An 18,033-nucleotide genomic window follows, 5' to 3' on the forward strand; every position below is an offset into this window, starting at 1 on the left:
GTCCAAGTGATCGTTTGAATGAAACCCATAGGGGGTTTCTATCGACGAATGGCCGTGCCGACGACCATCGCCACCACCATCACCAGGGCCACCGCCATGCACGCGCTGGTCGGCTTTACACGGCGGGCGTCGATCCGCGGCACCAGCCACCAGATCAGCCAGGCGCCGAGCAGCATGTCGGCCACCAGGGAGGCCCGCATCCACGGCAGCACGAAGATCGACTGCCCGGGCGCCTGGCCGTGCTGCGCGGCGATCGCCAGGCCCCCCATCAACACGGCGGCGAGCGACCAGACCAGGCTCGCCAGATAGGCCCGGTTGAAAACCACCGGCGTCTTCTCCAGCCAGCGCAGGGTGAGCCATACGATCAGGGCGGGAACGACGGCGACGGCGCTGGAGTAGATCACCCACCAGATGGCGGCGGAGAGAAAGGTCAGGAGCGGTTGGGTCACGGGGTGTCCGTCAGTACGACGCGCCGAAGCGGCCGAGGGCCTTGCTCATCAGCCAGGCGGGGCCGATCAGCAGGTACTGGATATCGGTGAAGAAGGAGGGGCGGCGGCCTTCGATCTTGTGGCCGATGAACTGGCCGATCCAGGCCACCACGAAGACGCCGATGGCCAGCCGCACCAGGCCGGTGGAGCCGATGGCGTTGTAGATGGTGTCGGTGACCAGGGCCAGCACGACGAACGCGCCCGCCATGGCCAGGCCGATCTTGCGCGAGAGCCGGTAGTAGTAGAAGCAGAAGGCCAGGAACATCGCCAGCACGGCCCAAAGCCCCGGACGGCCGAGCCAGCCGGGCACCGGAATCAGCCAGACCAGGGCGACGACGGTCCAGGTGATCGCCGGCACGCAGATCCAGTGGATCAGCTGGTTGGTCGGGTTCTGGTGGTCGCGGCTGTAGTTGTCGAACCAGGTGGCTGCGTCGCGCATGGCGTTCCCCTACTTAGTCCAGTCGGATGCCGGCCAGCTTGTCGAGCGCCTCGGCGTACTTCGCGGCGGTGCCGGCGATGACGTTTTCCGGCACCTTCGGGGCGGGCGGCGATTTGTTCCAGCCGATGTCCACGAGATAGTCGCGGACGAACTGCTTGTCGTAGCTGGGCGGGCTGATGCCGACCTCGTATTCGTCCGCGGGCCAGAAGCGCGAGGAATCGGGGGTAAGCATCTCGTCCATCACGTGCAGCACGCCGTTCTCGTCGGTACCGAATTCCAGCTTGGTATCCGCGACGATGATGCCGCGCTCCGCGGCGAAGGCGGCGGCGAAAGCGTAGATTTCCAGCGTGGCCTTGCGCACGGCATTGGCGAGGTCTTCGCCCACGGCGGCCACCACGGCGTCGAAACTCACGTTCTCGTCGTGATCGCCCACGGCGGCCTTGGTCGACGGGGTGAAGATCGGCTCCGGCAGCTTCTGTGCTTGTTGCAGGCCAGGCGGCAGGGTGATGCCGCAGAGTGCGCCCGTGGCCTGGTAATCCTTCCAGCCCGAACCAATCAGGTAACCGCGCGCGATCGCCTCCACCGGCACCGGCTTCAGGCGCTTGGTGACCACGGCGCGTTTCGCGTACAGCGCCGGGTCGACGCCGGCGGGCAATACCGAGGCGACGTCTTCGCCGGTGAGATGATTCGGAATGATGTGCGCGGTGCGGGCGAACCAGAAGTTGGAGATCTGGGTGAGCATCTCGCCCTTGCCGGGAATCGGGTCGGGCAGCACCACGTCGAAGGCCGACAGCCGGTCGGTCGCCACCATCAGCAGGCGGTTGCCGGGCAGGGCGTAGACGTCGCGGACCTTGCCGCGATGGATGAGCTCCAGGCCGGGCAGGTCGGATTGCGAGAGGGTGGTCGGCACGGCGGGGACTCCGGTAGGCGATCGATCCACCCATTGTAGCGGTGGTGGCCGGGTCGGCCTGCTAGAATTTTAGGTTACCGCCCCCATAGCCACGCCATGCGAATCCTCACGACCGCGGCATTAGCCCTGGCCTTCACCGCCCCTGTCCTCGCCGCGCCGCCCGCGAAGCCGGCGCGACTGGGCCTGTGCGCGGCCTGCCACGGCGAAGATGGCATGGCGCGGATTCCGGGCGCGCCCAACCTCGCCGGGCAAAAGCTCGACTACCTGCGCGAGGCCTTGCGCCAGTACCGCGACGGCCGCCGCGACATTCCCGTGATGCGCGCCGCCACCGGCCCGCTTTCCGATGCCGAACTCGACCAGCTCGCGCAGTGGTTCTCCGCGCAGAATCCCACTGCCCCGCACCCTCCAAGGGCCGTTCAATGAATTTCACCGGCACTCTCATCGGCGCCGTGCTCGGCATGTGGCTGACGCACAACCTGTTCGGCGCCCTCGTCGGCGGCGCGCTCGGCTTCATGTTCGACGCCAGCCGCCAGCAGCAACGCCGGCGCACGCCTACGCAAGGCGGTTACGTTGCCCCCTTGTTCGCTCTGATCGGCGCCGTGGCCAAGGCCGATGGCCGCGTTTCCGAAAGGGAAATCGCCATCGCCGAGCGCCTGATGGCGCGGATGGGCCTGGACCAGGAAGCCCGCCGCGTCGCCATCGACGCGTTCAACGAAGGCAAGCAGCCGGAGTTCAACGCCACCGCGGTCATCGACGAACTGCGCCAATGGGTCGGCCACCGCCGCGACCACGCCTTCCCGGTGATCGACGTGGTGATCGAGACGGTGCTCGCCGAGGGCAACCCGTCGCCGGAGAAGATGGCCATCCTGCGCCAACTCGCCTTCGCCCTTCGCGTCAGCGACATGGAACTGATGGCGCTCATGGCGATGAAGGGCTACGCCTGGAACGCCGGCGCCAGCGGCCGTTCGTACGGCGGCGGTGGCGGTTACACGCCGCCGCAGCGGAACACGCAGGGGCCGGATCCTTACGCGATCCTCGGCATCCAGCGCGACGCGGACGACCGGGCGATCAAGCGGGCGTATCGCAAGCTGATTTCCGAGCACCACCCCGATCGGCTGGGCGATCTTCCGGATGACATGCGCCGGCGCGCGGAAGCGCGGGCCAGCGAGATCAACGCGGCGTATGAGCGGATCAAGGCGGAGCGGGGTTTCAAGTAAGAGCATCGCCGACAGGTTCGGCTCCCACCAGAGTCCGGTACCCGTGAAACCATCTAGCCGCGGAAACCGGCCCTTGCTCTGGTGGGAGCCGACCCTGTTGGCGATGTCGCGGCAGCGACAAGGACAATTTCATCCACGCCCGCTTTAACGACTACCGTATACCCTGATCTCCTTCCGTCACACCACGGTACCCATCATGGCCAAGCAGTCTCCCGTCATCGCACCGTCCATCCTCTCGGCCGACTTCGCCCGCCTCGGCGAGGACACGCGCAAGGTCCTCGACGCTGGCGCGCAATGGGTGCACTTCGACGTGATGGACAACCATTACGTGCCCAACCTTACCATCGGCCCGATGGTGCTCAAGGCGCTGCGCGATTACGGCATCACCGAGCACATCGACGTGCACCTGATGGTCAAGCCGGTGGACCGCATCGTGCCCGACTTCGCCAAGGCCGGCGCGCGCAGCATCAGCTTCCACCCCGAGGCGAGCGAGCACGTCGACCGCACCATCCAGCTGATCCAGGGTGAGGGCTGCGAGGCCGGCCTCGTGTTCAATCCGGCCACGCCGCTGAACTGGCTCGACTACGTGATGGACAAGATCGATATGGTGCTGATCATGTCGGTGAACCCGGGTTTCGGCGGGCAGAAGTTCATCCCCGGCGCGCTGGACAAGATCCGCCACGTGCGCGAGCGCATCGACGCCAGCGGCCGGAAGATCCGCCTCGAGGTGGATGGCGGCGTCAACGCCGACAACATCGGCCAAATAGCGGCAGCGGGCGCGGACACCTTCGTGGCGGGTTCGGCCATCTTCAACGCCCCGGACTATGCCGACGTGATCCGCCGGATGCACGCGGCGATCGACGGCAATCATGCCGCGTCAACTTAAGGAAGGTTTCACGGCGGCAAAGAGAGTACCGTGGTAGCGTTGGTACGCTCGGGGGGATTTTCGGAGGATGCGCTCATGAAGACGTTGTCCGTAGTTGCCTTATCCCTGGCGCTCGCCGCGCCCCTCGCCGCCACCGCGGGCGAACGCCCACAGCCCCTGCCGGACCAGCAAAGCGTCGTGTCCAAGTCGCTGATGCCGTGCCCCGGGGGCCTGGAGCGCTTCCTGCCCGGCGACTATTACTTCTGCTCCGCCGCCCGGAATTACTGGAGCGGCAATGAAGGCCTGGCCCGCGAAAGCCTGAAGAACGCCGCCCGCTGGGCCAGCAAACCCGCGCAGTACGCGCTGGGGGTCATGTACTTCAATGGCGATCATGCCGAGAAGAACCGCCCGCTGGGCCTGGCCTGGCTGGCGCTGGCTGCCGAACGCCACGACCCGTCGTACGAGCCGACCTTCATCTCCGCGTACAAGCAGGTCACGCCGGAAGAACTGGCGCAGGCCAACGCCTATTGGAAGGAACTCAAGGGCACCTACGCGGACGATGTGGCCGCTCCCCGCGCGGAACGCCGGTTCGACCGGGAATACCAGCAGATCGCCTGGGCCACCAACTTCGGCGGCAGTGTGTTCATCGACGGCGTGACCGTGCCTTACGGCCTCGCGGGGCTTGCCGGCGATACGCCGCTGCAGACCGGCTTCTCGCTCGGCCGCATGCTGCAGACGCAGAAAGCCATGTACTTCTATGGCTATGCCAGCCACGTCTTCGTTGGCGACGCGGAACTGGTGCCGGTCAGCCAGGTGGCTTCGCGCACCTCGTCGTCCAACTGAAAGACGCACGAAAAAGCTCCCCCGGCCAGCAGGCCGGGGGAGTGAAGGAGCCTCAATCGATCACACGGGTTGCCAGTTCGGGTCGGGTTCCACCGGCCCGGCGATCGGCGCGCTTCCATGCGTGCCGATCGCCCCAAGGCCTTCCATGGCCGGTTCCACGAAGTCGTCGAAGAGATCCATGCGTGCGTCTCCCGTCAGTGCAGGCCGAACAGCAGGCCCAGGACCAGCGCGCCCAGGGCAAGGGCGACGCGCAGCGGCTCGAAGTCGCGGTCCAGTTCGGTGTTGTCGGCGTCGGGCTTGGTATTCATGGGTTCTCCTCCGGCGCCGGGTGGCGCGCCGTCATGGCCATTTGAAGGGCACGCGCGGCGGGCGAAGCGTCCCGGGTGGGGCAATCCGCGGATCGTTTATGGCAAATCGCAGGCAAAGAGTTCGTGCAGGGACGAACCCCGTGCTCAGTTGAGCAGCGGGTTCCCGCGAAGACGCGACACGGCCAGGTCCACGAAGGCGCGTACCTTGGCCGGCGCATGGCGCCCTTCCGGATGAAGCACGTGGATCGGCAACGGCGGCTCTTCGTAATCGGCGAGCACCACCCTGAGCCTGTCGTCGAGCAGGGCCGGACCGACCTGGTAATGAAGCACCCGGGTCAGGGCGAGGCCCGCCGTGGCGGTCGCGATCGCGGCATCGTTGGTGTTGCACTGGAGCCAGGCGTCGATCGTCACCCGGTGGTCGTTCGCGAAGCGCCAGTGCGGCGATGTCCACGCGCCGGTCGACACGGCGATGCGGTGATCCTTGAGATCCGCCGGTGCCTGGGGAACGCCGTGTCGTTCGAAATACTCCGGCGATCCACACACCACGCGCCGCACCGAGCCGACCTGGACCGCGGAGAACCCCGAATCCGGAAGATGGCCGATGCGCACCGCCACGTCGATGCCTTCCTCGACGATGTTCACGGGACGGTCCACGAACAGAAGACTGCCGGACGCCGTGGGATAGGTCTCGAGGTACTCGTGCATGATCGGCAGCACGTACATCTGCCCGAACAACAACGATGCCGTGATGGAAAGCGTGCCCGTGGGCGTGGCGTACGAGCCCGCGGCGGCGGCTTCCGCCTCGTCGATGTCGGCCAGGATGCGGCGGCAATCGTCGAGATAGCGGCTGCCCGGTTCGGTCAGCTTCACCGAACGCGTGGTGCGTATGAAGAGACGTGCGCCGATGAGTTCTTCGAGGGAGGCGATGGCGCGTGTCACCGCCGGCGCGCTCATCCGTAGCTGGCGCGCGGATTCGGAAAAGCTCTCCGTCTCCGCCACTTTTACGAAGATGCGCATGGCTTGCCAGCGATCCATCCGTTCCCCCCGGCCGTTGCGCGGGGATGATAGCACCCGTGCCTGAGGCATCAGAGCGCCAGCTGGATGCGGTTTTCCTCGTCACCCTCGCTCGCCGCGGGCACCGCGCAGCAGATCAGTACCTCGTCGTCCGCGATGCGTGCGGCTGGTTCCTTGAGGTACGTGACCGATCCCTTGAGCAGCTTGGTCCGGCAGGTGCCGCAGGTACCTTCGCGGCAGCTGAAGTCCGGCTCCAGGCCACGCGCTTCCGCCAGGGCCAGCAGGCTGCCGGACTCGGGCGTCCAGCGCGCTTCCTTCATTGAATCCATGAAGGCGACATGCACGGGCTGCGTCGATACGGCAGGTCGCACCGGTGCCGCGATGGCCGCATCCACCGCTCGCTTCAACGACGAAGGGCCGAACGCCTCCGCATGGATTCGCATGTCGCCGACGCCGAACTTGCGCAAGCCATCGTAGAGCGACTGCGTGAAAGCGGGCGGACCGCAAAGGTAGAAGTCGTGGTCGTTGAATGGCAGCACGCGTGTCAGCAGGGCCATGTCGATGCGCCCGGCCACGTCGTAGTCGACGCCTTCTTCGGCGCCGTAGGTATCGCTCAGCACGCGGATCCATTTCACCGCGCCTTGCGCGGCTTCGACGAGCGTCGCGATCTCCTTGTCGAACGGCCGATCTGCCTTCGAGCGGGCGGCCTGGAAGAGGAAGACCGGGCGCATGCGCTGCTTGCGCAGCCCTTCGTAGACGATGTGACGCAGCATCGCGAGCAACGGCGTGACGCCTATGCCGGCCGCCAGAAGCACCGCCGGCCTCGTCTCGTACGGATCGATGGTGAAGCCACCATCGGGTGCACGCGCCTCGATGATGTCGCCGACCTTCACCGTGTCGTGCAGGTGGCGCGACACCGCGCCGTCACGCTTCACGCTGATGCGGTACACGCCGTCCGATGGCGCGACGGATAGCGTATAGGTACGGATGACGGGCTTGTCCGTGCCTGTCACGGTCAAGCGCACGGGCAAGTGTTGTCCGGCCGCGTGGGAAAGCAGACCCGCGCCGTCATCCGGCTGCAAATGGAACGAGCGGATCGACGCGCTTTCCTCGACGATCCGCGTCACTTTATAAGAGCGCCACCGCGTGACGAGGGCCGCCGCGTGCAAGCGGGCGTCCGCCTGTTTCCAATCGCCGGTCATGAGGGAACTCGGCGACCAGCCGTCCTCGCGGAACGTCCAGCGCAGCGGCAGGGCACCAGCGCGCCGCACGATACGACGCGGCCGGAACGTCCACAGCCGTTCCGCGCCCTGAAACGCGGCGATCTCCGGTGAGTCGAGGATCACTTCGGCATCGCCGGTCATCTGCAGCAGGTCGCCTTTTTTGTCGTCGACGAAGACGAGGCCCGCCTTGCCGTTGAGCACGATGTTGCCGAGGGTCGAGAAGAAAAGGTTGCCATTGAAGTCGGGAACGGTCAGCGTGCCGTCTTCGCCGATACGGACGAAACCCGCCTTGCCGCCGCGATGCGACACGTCGACCTGGCGGCGGTCCTCACGATCCGCGTAGGTTGCGACGAAGAACGCGTCCGCCGCCTCGATCATGTCGCGCGCCCCGGCATCCAGTTGCGTCGACTCTTCCACGGTGCCGTTGTATGGCAGTGCAGGGTCACGCACGTAGCTGGCGTCGCGGAGCTGGATGTAGCGGGGGCAATTTTTCCGAAGCTCTGGTCGACATCGACCCGGAATCCCGATCCGGCCGGGGGCACCGCGACGAAGCCGTTCATGCGGTTGCGGCGACGCGTATGCATCTCGATGCCGAGCAGGCCGATGGCCTCGCCCTCGCGCACACCTTCCGACGCGGGATCGGTCGGGTCAGGCCGGAGGGCGATGTCCAGCGTCGTGGGGTTCGGCGAGGACATGAAACCCAGCGTGCCCGCGAGTAGCGTGGCCCAGGGGTCGCCGTGGGCGTCCACGCTGCCCAGCACCACGAAGGGAAGCTGTTCGTAGAACGCGCGGTGCTGGTCGGGCATGAAGTCGCGCACCGCGCGCTGGCCGACGGCGGCCATGCGCTCGGCCACGCCCACCTTCTCCTGGATGAAGGTCTCGCCCTCGTGCCATGTCGGCAGCTTTTTCAATGACGCGGTCATGGCGATGTCCTGTGCGGGCGCGGGGGGCGCTGTCAGGCGGCGAGGCCGACCGGGGTCCGGGCGAAGGGGACGAAACCGGGCAGGTTCTCGATCCGGCGCAGGAAGTCTTTGACGGCTGGGTAGTCGGAGAGGTCGACATTTCCTTCCGGCGCCCGCGCGATATAGCTGTAGAGGGCGACGTCGGCGATGGTCGGACGCTCGCTCGCCAGCCAGTCCTGCTCCGACAGACGGCTTTCCAGTCGCTTCAGGAGGACATGGGCGCGGGCGATCACTTCGTTAGCGTCGTACTTCGCCCCGAACACCGTGATGAGTCGTGCCGCGGCGGGACCGTAGGCGACGTCACCCGCGGCCACGGACAGCCAGCGCTGGACGGCCGAGGCACCCGCCGGATCTTCCGGCAACCAGTCGGTGCGGCCGGCCTTCTTGGCCAGGTACACGAGGATCGCGTTGGAATCGGCGACGACCACGCCATCGTCGTCCAGCAGCGGCACCTGGCCGAACGGGTTGAGCTTCAGGTATTCCGGGGTCTTGTGCGCACCGGCCATGAGGTCGACTTCGACCAGTTCATGGGGAAGGCCCAGCAGGGAGACGAATAGCCGTGCGCGGTGCGAGTGGCCTGACAGCGGATGGTGATAAAGCTTCATGTCGGTGTCCTGAGTGAGTCCGGCCGGGCCCATTCCCGTACCGCGTGGCCAGAGTGCGTTACCCTGCTCTTGATGAGAATCACCTGGTTTGACACTTCATCATTTCACTGGGTGGAATAATGGCCGGGCACGCCTACGGGGTCCCATTCCGGCTCGCCACCGGCGCAAGAAGGGGCGAAACGCGGGCAATCGCGCCCGCGCCCTTGCGGAGCGGGCGCCCCCCATAGCACCCTGCGCACGCCGATCCACACTCCAACGGAATGCCCCATGGCCCGCAGCATCGCCATCGTCGAAGACGAACCGCTCATCCGCGCCAACTACGTGGAGGCGCTGAACCGCTTCGGTTACGAAACGCGTGGTTATGGCTCGCGCGCGGAGGCCTCGCTGGCCTTCGCCATGCGCCTGCCCGAACTGGTGATCATCGATATCGGCCTGGGCGACGAGCCCGAGGGCGGTTTCGACCTGTGCCGCGAACTGCGCGCGAAGTCGGCCACGCTGCCGATCATCTTCCTGACCGCGCGCGACTCGGACTTCGACGTGATCTCGGGGCTGCGCCTGGGCGCGGACGATTACCTGTCCAAGGACACCAGCCTGCACCAGCTGGCCGCGCGCATCGCGGCGCTGTTCCGCCGCATCGAATCGCTGAAGGCGCCGACCGCGAGCGAGACGGTGATCGAGCACGGGCCGTTGAAGCTGGAATCGGAGCGCATGCGTGTGCAGTGGAATGGCATCGAGATTCCGCTCACCGTCACGGAATTCTGGATGGTGCACACGCTGGTGCGTTTTCCCGGCCATGTGAAGAATCGCGACCAGCTGATGCGCGAGGCGGAACTGGTGGTGGACGACGCGACGATCACGTCGCACATCAAGCGCATCCGCAAGAAGTTCGTGGCGCTGGCGCCGGATTTCGACGCGATCGAAACGGTGCACGGCGTGGGGTATCGCTGGACGCCGTGATACACCGTATCGCCGACAGGGTCGGCTCCCACCAAACAACCGCGAGTCCACCAGCAGGCGGAGCCTGGTGGGAGCCGACCCTGTCGGCGATGCTCTCCTCCCAGCGGCGGGCCATCCGGTGGGAGCCGACCTTGTCGGCGAAGCTCTCCTCCCAGCGGCGGGCCATCCGGTGGGAGCCGACCCTGTCGGCGATGCTCTCCCCATGACCCTCCGCCAGAAACTCCTCCTCGTCGCCCTCTGCACCCTGGCGTTGCCCATCGCCGGGTGGCTCTACGTGCGCCAGATGGAAACGCTCCTGCGCGAAGGCCAGGCGCAGGCCCTCGTCGCCTCCGCGCGCGCCATGGCACGCAGCCTCGTGGTGGTCGACGCGCCACTGCCGCCCGCCGGCGCCGCCTGGTATCTCCAGCACACCCCCGTGCCGATCACCGTGGACGGCTACGCCGACGACTGGGCATCCCTCAGCCCATGGGCGCAAGGCTTCGGCAAGAACGCGCGCGTGATGCTCGCCGAGGACGACCACTGGCTCTACTTTTACGTCGACGTACGCGCCACGCACCGTCGACGCGCCGATGCCGGCGATCGCCTCGTCCTCAACGCCGATCACCTCATTGTGTCGATCGCCAGCGGCGAAGACGTGCAGCGCTACCTCATGGCCAGCGCCGCCCCCGGCCCCACCACCGCCATCGCGCTCGACGCGGAAGCCGGCGTCTTGCCTGACCGCATCAACGCGCAATGGCAGGAAGACGGCAGTGGTTTCCGCGTGGAGTTCCGCCTGCCGAAGGGCCTGCGCCTCGACCGCTTCGGCCTGGGCGTGCACGTCATCGCGGACGGCGACAACGAACCGCTCACCGCCGAGAGCCGGCCATTGCTGGACTTCTCTCCATCGCTCTCGCAGGAAGTGGCGAGGCTCGCGCCGGATGGTGTGCGCGTGCGTGTGCTGTCCGCGGATGCCTGGCTGGTGGCGCAGAGTGGCAAGCTCGAATTGCCCGACCTGCCCGCGGCGGAACGTCCGGGCTGGTTCGCGTCGCTGGTGTACCGCTCGCTGCTGGCGACGCGTCTCGATGACGAAAGCGCCTGGGCTGAAGATGCCCCGCGCATCGACCTCCCCGAAGTGCGCGAAGCGCTGCAAGGCAAGCCGGCCACGGCGTGGCGCGCGGGCGAGGCGCGCGGCAGCGTGGTGCTCGCCGCCGCGATGCCGATCCAGATGCGCGGCGCGTTGCACGGCGTGGTGCTGCTCGAACAGCCCAGCCGCGCGGTGCCGCTGCTCGCCAATCGCGCCTTGTTCGGGCTGTTGCTCACCAGCTTCGCCGTGTTGCTCATCGCTGGCGGCGTGCTGTTGCTGTTCGCCACGCGGCTCACCTTCCGGCTTCGCCGTCTGCGCAACGCCGCCGAGCGCGCGCAGGACAACGATGGCCGCCTCGACGGGCCGTTCCCGCTGACCGATGCCACCGACGAACTGGGCGATCTCGCGCGCAGCTTCGCGCGCCTGTTCGAAGTGGTGGGCGGGTACACCGATTACCTGCGCACGCTGGCGTCGAAGCTCTCGCACGAACTGAACACGCCGCTGGCCATCGTGAAATCCTCGCTGGACAACCTCGACCACGCGGGCCTGCCGGCCGAGGCGGAGCCCTACCTGGCCCGCGCACGCGATGGCGTGGCGCGGCTCGGCGCACTGGTCCGCGCGATGAGCGAAGCCAGCCGCATGGAGCGCGCCATCGCCTCGGCGGAGGCCGAGGACGTGGATCTCGCCGACATCGTGCGTGGATGCGCCGAGGGGTATCGCGGGCTGGCCGGCGACCGCCGCCTGGAGGCCGAGCTGCCCGCCGCGCCGGTCTTCATGCATGTGTCGCCAGAGTTGATCGCGCAGGCGCTGGACAAGCTCTTCGATAACGCGCTGTCGTTCACGCCCCCCGGTGGCTGGCTACGCATCGCCTTGCGCCCCACGGCGGAAGGCGCCGACATCGAACTATCGAACCAGGGCCCGCCGCTGCCCGCGGCGATGCAGGGGCGCCTGTTCGACTCTCTGGTCAGCCTGCGCGACAAGGCCACGCCCGGCGACGCGCCGCACCTGGGCCTGGGTCTGTACGTGGTGCGCCTCGTCGCCGAGCGTCATCAGGGCAGTGCCAGCGCCCGGAATCTCGACGACGGCGTCGCCTTCACCCTCCACCTGAAAGGACTCCCCCGCCAACGCCTCGGCTGAGGGTTAGAGCCGCTCTGCTGCGAGGGTGGAGCTGCTCTGGTGGGAGGGTGGAGCTGCTCTGGTGCGAGGGTGGAGCTGCTCTGGTGGGAGCCGACCTTGTCGGCGATCCCGCGGCAGCGGGCCGGGTTACGGCAAGCACCCATCGCCGACAGGGTCGGCTCCCACCGAAGCGGCTCCCAGCGAAGCGGCTTTCTCCCGAGTCGGCTCCCATCAGAGCGGCTACAATCGGCGATCACCCCAACGCCCCCATCGCCCGATGATCTCCCGCGAACAGTTCGACGCCTACGCCGCACAGGGCCATACCCGGATTCCGCTGGTGCGCGAGGTCTTCTCCGACCTCGACACGCCGCTGTCGGTGTACCTCAAGCTCGCCGATGGCCCGTACACCTTCCTGTTCGAATCCGTGGAAGGTGGGGCCACCTGGGGACGTCATTCGATCATCGGCCTGCCGGCGCGCCGCGTGTATCGCCTGCGCGGGCATGAACTGGAAGTCGAGGACAACGGCGAAGTGGTCGAGCGCCGCCACCTCGACGATCCGCTCGCCGAGATCGAGATCCTGCGCAAGCAGTACGACGTACCCAAGCTGCCCGGCCTGCCGGACTTCACCGGCGGACTCGTGGGTTACTTCGGTTTCGAAACCATCGGCTACATCGAGAAGCGCCTCGCCCAGTGGGACAAGAAGGACGAGCTGGGCACGCCCGACGTGCTGCTGATGCTCGCGGACGAAGTGGCCGTCTTCGACAACCTGAAGGGACGTCTCTACCTCATCGTCCACGCCGATCCCGCGAAGCCGCAAGCCTATGCCGAGGCATCGCGCCGCCTCGACGCGCTGGCCTTCCGCCTGCGCCAGAGCGGCGTCTCGTACCCGCAGATGCTGCAGCCGGAAGCGCTCGACGAATCCGATTTCAAATCATCCTTCACGCGCGAGGAATACGAAGAAACGGTGCGCAAGGCGCAGGAATACATCCGCGCCGGCGACATCTTCCAGGTGGTGCCCTCGCAGCGCCTGAGCATCGGTTTCAATGCGCGCCCCGTGGATGTCTATCGCGCGTTGCGCGCGATGAACCCGTCGCCGTACATGTACTTCATCGACATCGGCTCGACGCAGATCGTCGGTTCGTCGCCGGAGATCCTCGTGCGCCTGAAGAACGGCCGCGTGGTGCTGCGTCCGATCGCCGGCACGCGCCGTCGTGGGAAGGACGAAGCGGAAGACGTGGCGCTCGAGACTGAACTGCTCGCCGATGCGAAGGAGCGCGCCGAGCACCTCATGCTGATCGACCTCGGCCGCAACGACGTGGGCCGCGTGAGCAAGACCGGCACGGTGGAGCTCACCGATTCCTTCGTGGTCGAGCGCTACTCGCACGTGATGCACATCGTCTCCCAGGTGGAAGGCGATATCCGAGACGATCTCTCGTATATGGATGTCCTGAAGGCAGCGTTCCCGGCGGGCACGGTCAGCGGCGCGCCCAAGATCCGCGCGCTGGAGATCATCCAGGAGCTCGAACCGTTCAAGCGCAACATTTACGCGGGCGCCATCGGCTACCTCGGCTGGTGGGGCGACGCGGACACCGCGATCGCGATCCGCACCGCGGTGATCCAGGACGGCCGTCTGCACGTGCAGGCCGGCGGCGGCGTCGTCTACGACTCCGATCCGGCCGCTGAGTGGGAAGAGACCATGAACAAGGGCCGCGCCCTTTTCCGCGCCGTCGCACAGGCCGCCAAGGGCCTCTGACGTGATGCGCCAGCGCGAAGCTAACTCATTCATGCAGCAGGCAGCCCAATCATGAGGAAGCTAGTCTCATCATGAGCTAGCCCCCGGTCATGTGGGAGCCGCTTCAGCGGCGATGCCTTCCCTCCAAGGTCCCTAATCCATGAACACCCGAACGATCATCGCCGCCACCTCCCTCGCCGTCATGGCGGCCACCGCGCAAGCGCGCGAGCCGTGGACGGACGATGTCACTTCGCGCACGCAGGCGCTGGCGCTGTTGCAGTCGCTCAACGCCGATCTGCTCAGCCATCCCAGTGCCACGCTGACGCTGGAACGCTGGTGCGGCGCGCATGCGCTGGCGCCGGACGTGAAGATCGTCGCGCGGCGCGTGAAGGGGCAGGACAAACCGCTGCCCGACGACGAGCGGGCAGCGCTGGGCATCGGTCCGGACGAGCCGGTGCGCTATCGCCGCGTGCAGTTGGCCTGCGGCGAGCACGTGCTGTCCGAAGCGGACAACTGGTACGTGCCCGCGCGGCTCACCCCGGAAATGAACCAGATCCTCGACACCACCGATCAGCCGTTCGGCAAGGTGGTGCAGGCGCTGCACTTCCGCCGGCAGACGATCAGCGCCGACTTGTTGTGGTCGCCGTTGCCCGCGGGTTGGGAGATGGATGCGCCGCTGCCGCCGCCGCATAAGGGGGCGTTGGCCATTCCGCATGAGGTGCTGCGGCACAGGGCGGTGCTGTATACGGAGGCGAACCAGCCGTTTAGCCTCGTGGTGGAGACCTATACGTCCGAAGTCCTCGCCTTCGGGCGGCGCTGATCGTCGACAAAGTCGGCTCCCACACAAGCCAGCTATCGCCGACAAGGTCGGCTCCCACCAAGCTCCCTCACGCTGGTGGGAGCCGACCTTGTCGGCGATCCGCGCGCCAGCGCGGCAACCCCGCCGCCCCCCCACCAACCGCGTATCCCTTCCGGCCGACTTGGCACCGGCCGCCTGGCGCCGGAAGCTGAGACCCCATGACGGAGAACGCGCCATGTCCTCGGTGCCGGCACCCGCACGAAAAATTCCCGCGGCCGGCATTCCCGGCACGAAGGCTTTCGCCTCGCTGCTGAGCATCAGCAACGCGCCGCGCCTCGGCCCGCAGCCGAACTCGCTCGACAACGCGGTCAGTTGCGCCACCCATTGGGTCCGCATGTCCGACGGACGTCGCGCGGACGCCATGTGGCTCGAAGCCGGCGCCATGATGCAGAAGCTCGTCTCGCGTCCCGAATGGGTGCGTTATCTGCGCAAGATCCGCGTGGATCGCGGTTTGCTCGTCGGCCGTGAATGGTTCGAGGTGACGCGGGTGCGCGATCCGGTGGGGCTACCGGCCGGCGATTACCTCAACGTGATCTTCGTGGCCCACTACACCCGCGCGGTGCTGTTCGAAACGGTGTCTCTTGCGCCCGGTGGCACGGGATGGCTACCGGTCGGTTATGTCATCCGCCCGGTGCAGCGGGAGATCCCGTTCGTGCAGTAGTCGAAGGTCGATCCACCTTTAGAGAGTGCCACGAAGAGGGTGGGAAGCGGCCTAGGCCGCGATGCTTTTGCAAGGTGTGGGGAAGAGCTGTCGCGCGCTAGCGCGCTTCCCACCCGGTTTTTGGTTCGGGGTGAGACTCGGCGGGGTGGTGGGAAGCGGCCTTGGCCGCGATGCTTTTGTAAGGTGTAGGGAAGAGCTATCGCGCGCTAGCGCGCTTCCCACCCGGTTTTGGTTGGGGTGAGATTCGGCGGGGGTGGTGGGAAGCGGCCTTGGCCGCGATGCTTTTGCAAGGTGTGGGGGAGAGCTGTCGCGCGCTAGCGCGCTTCCCACCCGGTTTCTTAATAGTCGCCGGGTGGCATCGGGAGGGCTAGTGCAGCGCCTCGTCCAGCGCTTTGTAGAAGCGCTCCGGTGCCTCGATCATCGGTGAGTGGCCCAGGCCTTCCAGCGGGATCAGCTTCGCCCCGGGGATGCGCGACGCGGCTTCTTTTCCCAACGCCGGATAATCGCCCAGCTTCGCCGCCACGTCGGCGGGTGCGGCGTCCTTGCCGATCGCGGTGCGATCGCGCTGGCCGATGATCAACACCGTAGGCACGCGGATGTCCGGAAACTCGTAGACCACCGGTTGCGTATAGATCATGTCGTAAGTGAGCGCGCCGGCCCACGCGGAGGTCTCGCGTCCGTCGCCCTCGTACATGCCCGCCTGCATCAGCACCCACGGGTCGTAGTCCGGCTTCCAGGTGCCGCCGTAGTAGACCTTCAATTGGTACGCCTTGATCGTCGCGTACGAGGTCTTCAGTTCGCTCGCATACCAGTCGTCCACGCTACGCCACGGCACGCCTTTGGCCTTCCAGTCTTCCAGGCCGATCGGGTCGACGAGTACCAGCTTCTCCACGCCCTGCGGATACATCAGCGCGTAGCGCGTGCCCACCATGCCGCCCATGGAATGCGCGATCACGGTTACCTTGTCGACGCCGAGGCTGGCGAGCAAGGCATGCGTATTGGCGGCGAGCTGGTGGAAGCTGTACTGATAGTCGCGCGGCTTGGACGATTTACAGAAGCCGACCTGATCGGGAATGACCACGCGATAACCCTGCGCGCGCAGGTGCTCCGCCGTCGCCCGCCAATACGGCCCGCAGAAGTTCTTGCCGTGCAGCAGCACGGCGGTGCGGCCGTTCGCGTGGTCCGGCTTCACGTCCATGTAGGCCATCTCCAGCGAGCGGCCCTGGCTCTTCACGGGGAACATCGTGACGGGGTAGGGATACGTCGCGCGCTCCAGCCGCGCGCCTAAGGCTTCCACCTTCGGCGTGTCCTCCGCAACGGCGGGCGCGCTGAGCGCGAGCAGCAGGCTGGCGAACACGAAACGACGCATCGCATCTCTCCCGCAAGGGCATCAGGAATAGCGTTCGGACAGGAAACGGAAGAACGCGCGCAGGCCCTGCGCCTCGCCACCACGCGGATGCGCGGGGCGATCCCCGTCGTTCCACGAATAGGTGTCCAGGTGCATCCAGTTCTGGCTGTCCGGCAGGAAGCGCTCGAGGTATAGCGCGGCCGTGATCGCGCCTGCATGGCGCGACGGCCCCGCGTTGGCGAAATCGGCCACGTAGGATTCGAGCATGCGCCGGTATGGCCGCCACAGCGGCAGGCGCCACAGCGGGTCCTGCGTGAATTCGGCGGCGCCGATCACGTGATCGGCGAGCTGGTCGCGGTTGGTGAACAGTGCGGGCAATTCAGGCCCCAGCGCCACGCGGGCCGCCCCGGTCAGCGTCGCGAAATCGACGATCAGGTCGGGCGCCTGTTCGGCGGCATAGGCGATGGCATCGCATAGCACCAGACGGCCCTCGGCGTCGGTGTTGTCCACCTCCACCGTGTGGCCGGCGCGCGTGCGGATGACTTCGCCCGGACGCATGGCGTTGCCGGCGATCGCGTTTTCCACGGCGGGCACCAGCAGCGTGAGCCGCACCGGCAGCTTCGCCCTCATGACCAGGCCGGCCAGCGCGATGGCATGCGCCGCGCCACCCATGTCCTTCTTCATCCAGCGCATGCCGTCGGACGGCTTGATGTCCAGGCCGCCCGTGTCGAAGCACACGCCCTTGCCGATCAGCACGAGTTTCGGGTTGGAATTCTTGCCCCAGGTGAGTTCGATGAGGCGCGGCGGACGATGGCTCGCGCGGCCCACCGCATGGATCGTGGGGAAGTTCGCTTCGAGCAACTCGTCGCCCACCCATTCGCGCACCTTCGCCTTGTGCTCGGCGGCGTGCGCGTGGATGGCCTTGGCGAGATCCTCCGGGCCCATGTCCTCGGTAGGCGTGTTCACCAGATCGCGCACCTGCCAGGTGGCATCGATCACCGGCTGCAGCGTACGCAGTGTGGCGGCGTCGACCACCAGTTGCGCGGGTGGCCGGTCGCTGGCGCGATAACGGTCGAAGCGATAGGCGCCGAGCGCCCAGCCGAGGGCGACGAGGTCGCGATCGTCGATCACGCCTTCCGGTGCCAACTCGTACGTGCCTTGCGGCAGGCGATAGGGCAGGGCGCCGAGGGCGGCCAGCGGGTTGCCGCGATCCACGCCGACCAGCACGCGCGTGATGCCGCCACGAGCGTCCGGCAGCACGGTGAGCGCGCCAGGCATCGGGCGGAACGCGGTGGTCGCCAGCCATTGGCGTTGCACATCGTCCAGGCGCGCTTCGGTGGCGAGCATGCCGGCGACATCGACCATCTCGATGGGAATGGCCGTACGTTTTCCGGATTTGCGTTCGATCAGCGGCGCCATCAGG

The 18,033-nt window shown here is 66.9% G+C and carries 18 protein-coding genes; 9 read left to right on the top strand and 9 right to left on the bottom strand.

The window, feature by feature from the left end:
- Positions 1 to 38: 38 nt before the first annotated feature.
- Genes QFZ41_RS12815 through QFZ41_RS12825 form a run of 3 tightly spaced genes read right to left on the bottom strand, consistent with a single transcriptional unit; the run spans position 39 to position 1,837 of the window.
- The gene (locus QFZ41_RS12815) at positions 39 to 449 is read right to left on the bottom strand and encodes a hypothetical protein (RefSeq protein ID WP_429199119.1); all 411 of its coding nucleotides are present in this window, start codon (positions 447 to 449) and stop codon (positions 39 to 41) included.
- Between the two features lie 10 nt (positions 450 to 459).
- Positions 460 to 927, bottom strand: a complete 468-nt coding sequence (locus tag QFZ41_RS12820) for a DUF962 domain-containing protein (protein WP_429199120.1) — start codon at positions 925 to 927, stop codon at positions 460 to 462.
- A 13-nt stretch (positions 928 to 940) separates the two neighbouring features.
- Positions 941 to 1,837 carry a phosphoribosylaminoimidazolesuccinocarboxamide synthase gene (locus tag QFZ41_RS12825; RefSeq protein WP_429199121.1) on the bottom strand — a complete coding sequence of 299 codons (897 nt, stop codon included), beginning with the start codon at positions 1,835 to 1,837 and terminating at the stop codon, positions 941 to 943.
- A gap of 96 nt (positions 1,838 to 1,933) precedes the next feature.
- Here QFZ41_RS12825 and QFZ41_RS12830 point away from each other — a divergent pair, with 96 nt between their 5' ends.
- The 4 genes from QFZ41_RS12830 to QFZ41_RS12845 all read left to right on the top strand — a co-directional run bounded on the left by QFZ41_RS12830 (position 1,934) and on the right by QFZ41_RS12845 (position 4,762).
- Positions 1,934 to 2,260 carry a c-type cytochrome gene (locus tag QFZ41_RS12830; RefSeq protein WP_429199122.1) on the top strand — a complete coding sequence of 109 codons (327 nt, stop codon included), beginning with the start codon at positions 1,934 to 1,936 and terminating at the stop codon, positions 2,258 to 2,260.
- Complete coding sequence (gene djlA / locus QFZ41_RS12835) at positions 2,257 to 3,054, top strand: co-chaperone DjlA (RefSeq protein WP_429199123.1); 798 nt, start codon at positions 2,257 to 2,259, stop codon at positions 3,052 to 3,054. The genes QFZ41_RS12830 and djlA overlap by 4 nt, the downstream gene beginning before the upstream one ends.
- Before the next feature lie 196 nt (positions 3,055 to 3,250).
- Positions 3,251 to 3,940: a ribulose-phosphate 3-epimerase gene (gene rpe, locus QFZ41_RS12840; RefSeq protein ID WP_429199124.1), complete on the top strand. Its 690-nt coding sequence runs from the start codon at positions 3,251 to 3,253 to the stop codon at positions 3,938 to 3,940.
- A 75-nt stretch (positions 3,941 to 4,015) separates the two neighbouring features.
- Complete coding sequence (locus QFZ41_RS12845) at positions 4,016 to 4,762, top strand: hypothetical protein (protein ID WP_429199125.1); 747 nt, start codon at positions 4,016 to 4,018, stop codon at positions 4,760 to 4,762.
- A gap of 452 nt (positions 4,763 to 5,214) precedes the next feature.
- Here the strand turns inward: QFZ41_RS12845 and QFZ41_RS12850 are convergent, their stop codons facing one another.
- From QFZ41_RS12850 to QFZ41_RS12865, 4 genes are all read right to left on the bottom strand, one after another.
- Positions 5,215 to 6,087, bottom strand: coding sequence for a LysR family transcriptional regulator (locus tag QFZ41_RS12850; protein WP_429199126.1), 873 nt, complete (start codon positions 6,085 to 6,087; stop codon positions 5,215 to 5,217).
- Between the two features lie 68 nt (positions 6,088 to 6,155).
- Positions 6,156 to 7,757 (bottom strand): pyridoxamine 5'-phosphate oxidase family protein, encoded by a 1,602-nt coding sequence (locus tag QFZ41_RS12855; protein ID WP_429199127.1) that lies wholly within the window; start codon positions 7,755 to 7,757, stop codon positions 6,156 to 6,158.
- Entirely contained in the window at positions 7,682 to 8,230 is a 549-nt protein-coding gene (locus QFZ41_RS12860; RefSeq protein ID WP_429199128.1) for a pyridoxamine 5'-phosphate oxidase family protein, read from the bottom strand. Before QFZ41_RS12860 ends, QFZ41_RS12855 begins: the two co-directional genes overlap by 76 nt.
- A gap of 32 nt (positions 8,231 to 8,262) precedes the next feature.
- Entirely contained in the window at positions 8,263 to 8,874 is a 612-nt protein-coding gene (locus QFZ41_RS12865) for a glutathione S-transferase family protein (protein ID WP_429199129.1), read from the bottom strand.
- 267 nt (positions 8,875 to 9,141) lie between these two features.
- Here QFZ41_RS12865 and pdsR point away from each other — a divergent pair, with 267 nt between their 5' ends.
- The 5 genes from pdsR to QFZ41_RS12890 all read left to right on the top strand — a co-directional run bounded on the left by pdsR (position 9,142) and on the right by QFZ41_RS12890 (position 15,262).
- Positions 9,142 to 9,831 carry a proteobacterial dedicated sortase system response regulator gene (gene pdsR / locus QFZ41_RS12870; RefSeq protein WP_429199130.1) on the top strand — a complete coding sequence of 230 codons (690 nt, stop codon included), beginning with the start codon at positions 9,142 to 9,144 and terminating at the stop codon, positions 9,829 to 9,831.
- Positions 9,832 to 10,033: 202 nt separating this feature from the next.
- Complete coding sequence (locus QFZ41_RS12875) at positions 10,034 to 12,031, top strand: ATP-binding protein (RefSeq protein ID WP_429199131.1); 1,998 nt, start codon at positions 10,034 to 10,036, stop codon at positions 12,029 to 12,031.
- Between the two features lie 256 nt (positions 12,032 to 12,287).
- Positions 12,288 to 13,763: an anthranilate synthase component I gene (gene trpE, locus QFZ41_RS12880; protein ID WP_429199132.1), complete on the top strand. Its 1,476-nt coding sequence runs from the start codon at positions 12,288 to 12,290 to the stop codon at positions 13,761 to 13,763.
- Between the two features lie 139 nt (positions 13,764 to 13,902).
- Positions 13,903 to 14,562 carry a chorismate--pyruvate lyase family protein gene (locus QFZ41_RS12885; RefSeq protein WP_429199133.1) on the top strand — a complete coding sequence of 220 codons (660 nt, stop codon included), beginning with the start codon at positions 13,903 to 13,905 and terminating at the stop codon, positions 14,560 to 14,562.
- 214 nt (positions 14,563 to 14,776) lie between these two features.
- On the top strand, positions 14,777 to 15,262 hold the full coding sequence (locus QFZ41_RS12890; protein ID WP_429199134.1) for a DUF4019 domain-containing protein: 486 nt from the start codon (positions 14,777 to 14,779) through the stop codon (positions 15,260 to 15,262).
- A gap of 367 nt (positions 15,263 to 15,629) precedes the next feature.
- Here QFZ41_RS12890 and QFZ41_RS12895 read toward each other — a convergent pair whose 3' ends face one another.
- Both QFZ41_RS12895 and QFZ41_RS12900 read right to left on the bottom strand, forming a co-directional pair.
- Complete coding sequence (locus tag QFZ41_RS12895) at positions 15,630 to 16,631, bottom strand: alpha/beta fold hydrolase (RefSeq protein ID WP_429199135.1); 1,002 nt, start codon at positions 16,629 to 16,631, stop codon at positions 15,630 to 15,632.
- A gap of 21 nt (positions 16,632 to 16,652) precedes the next feature.
- On the bottom strand, positions 16,653 to 18,029 hold the full coding sequence (locus QFZ41_RS12900; protein ID WP_429199136.1) for a leucyl aminopeptidase family protein: 1,377 nt from the start codon (positions 18,027 to 18,029) through the stop codon (positions 16,653 to 16,655).
- Between the last annotated feature and the right edge of the window lie 4 nt (positions 18,030 to 18,033).

The organism is Luteibacter sp. W1I16, assembly GCF_050434905.1.
Taxonomy (GTDB): Bacteria; Pseudomonadota; Gammaproteobacteria; order Xanthomonadales; family Rhodanobacteraceae; genus Luteibacter.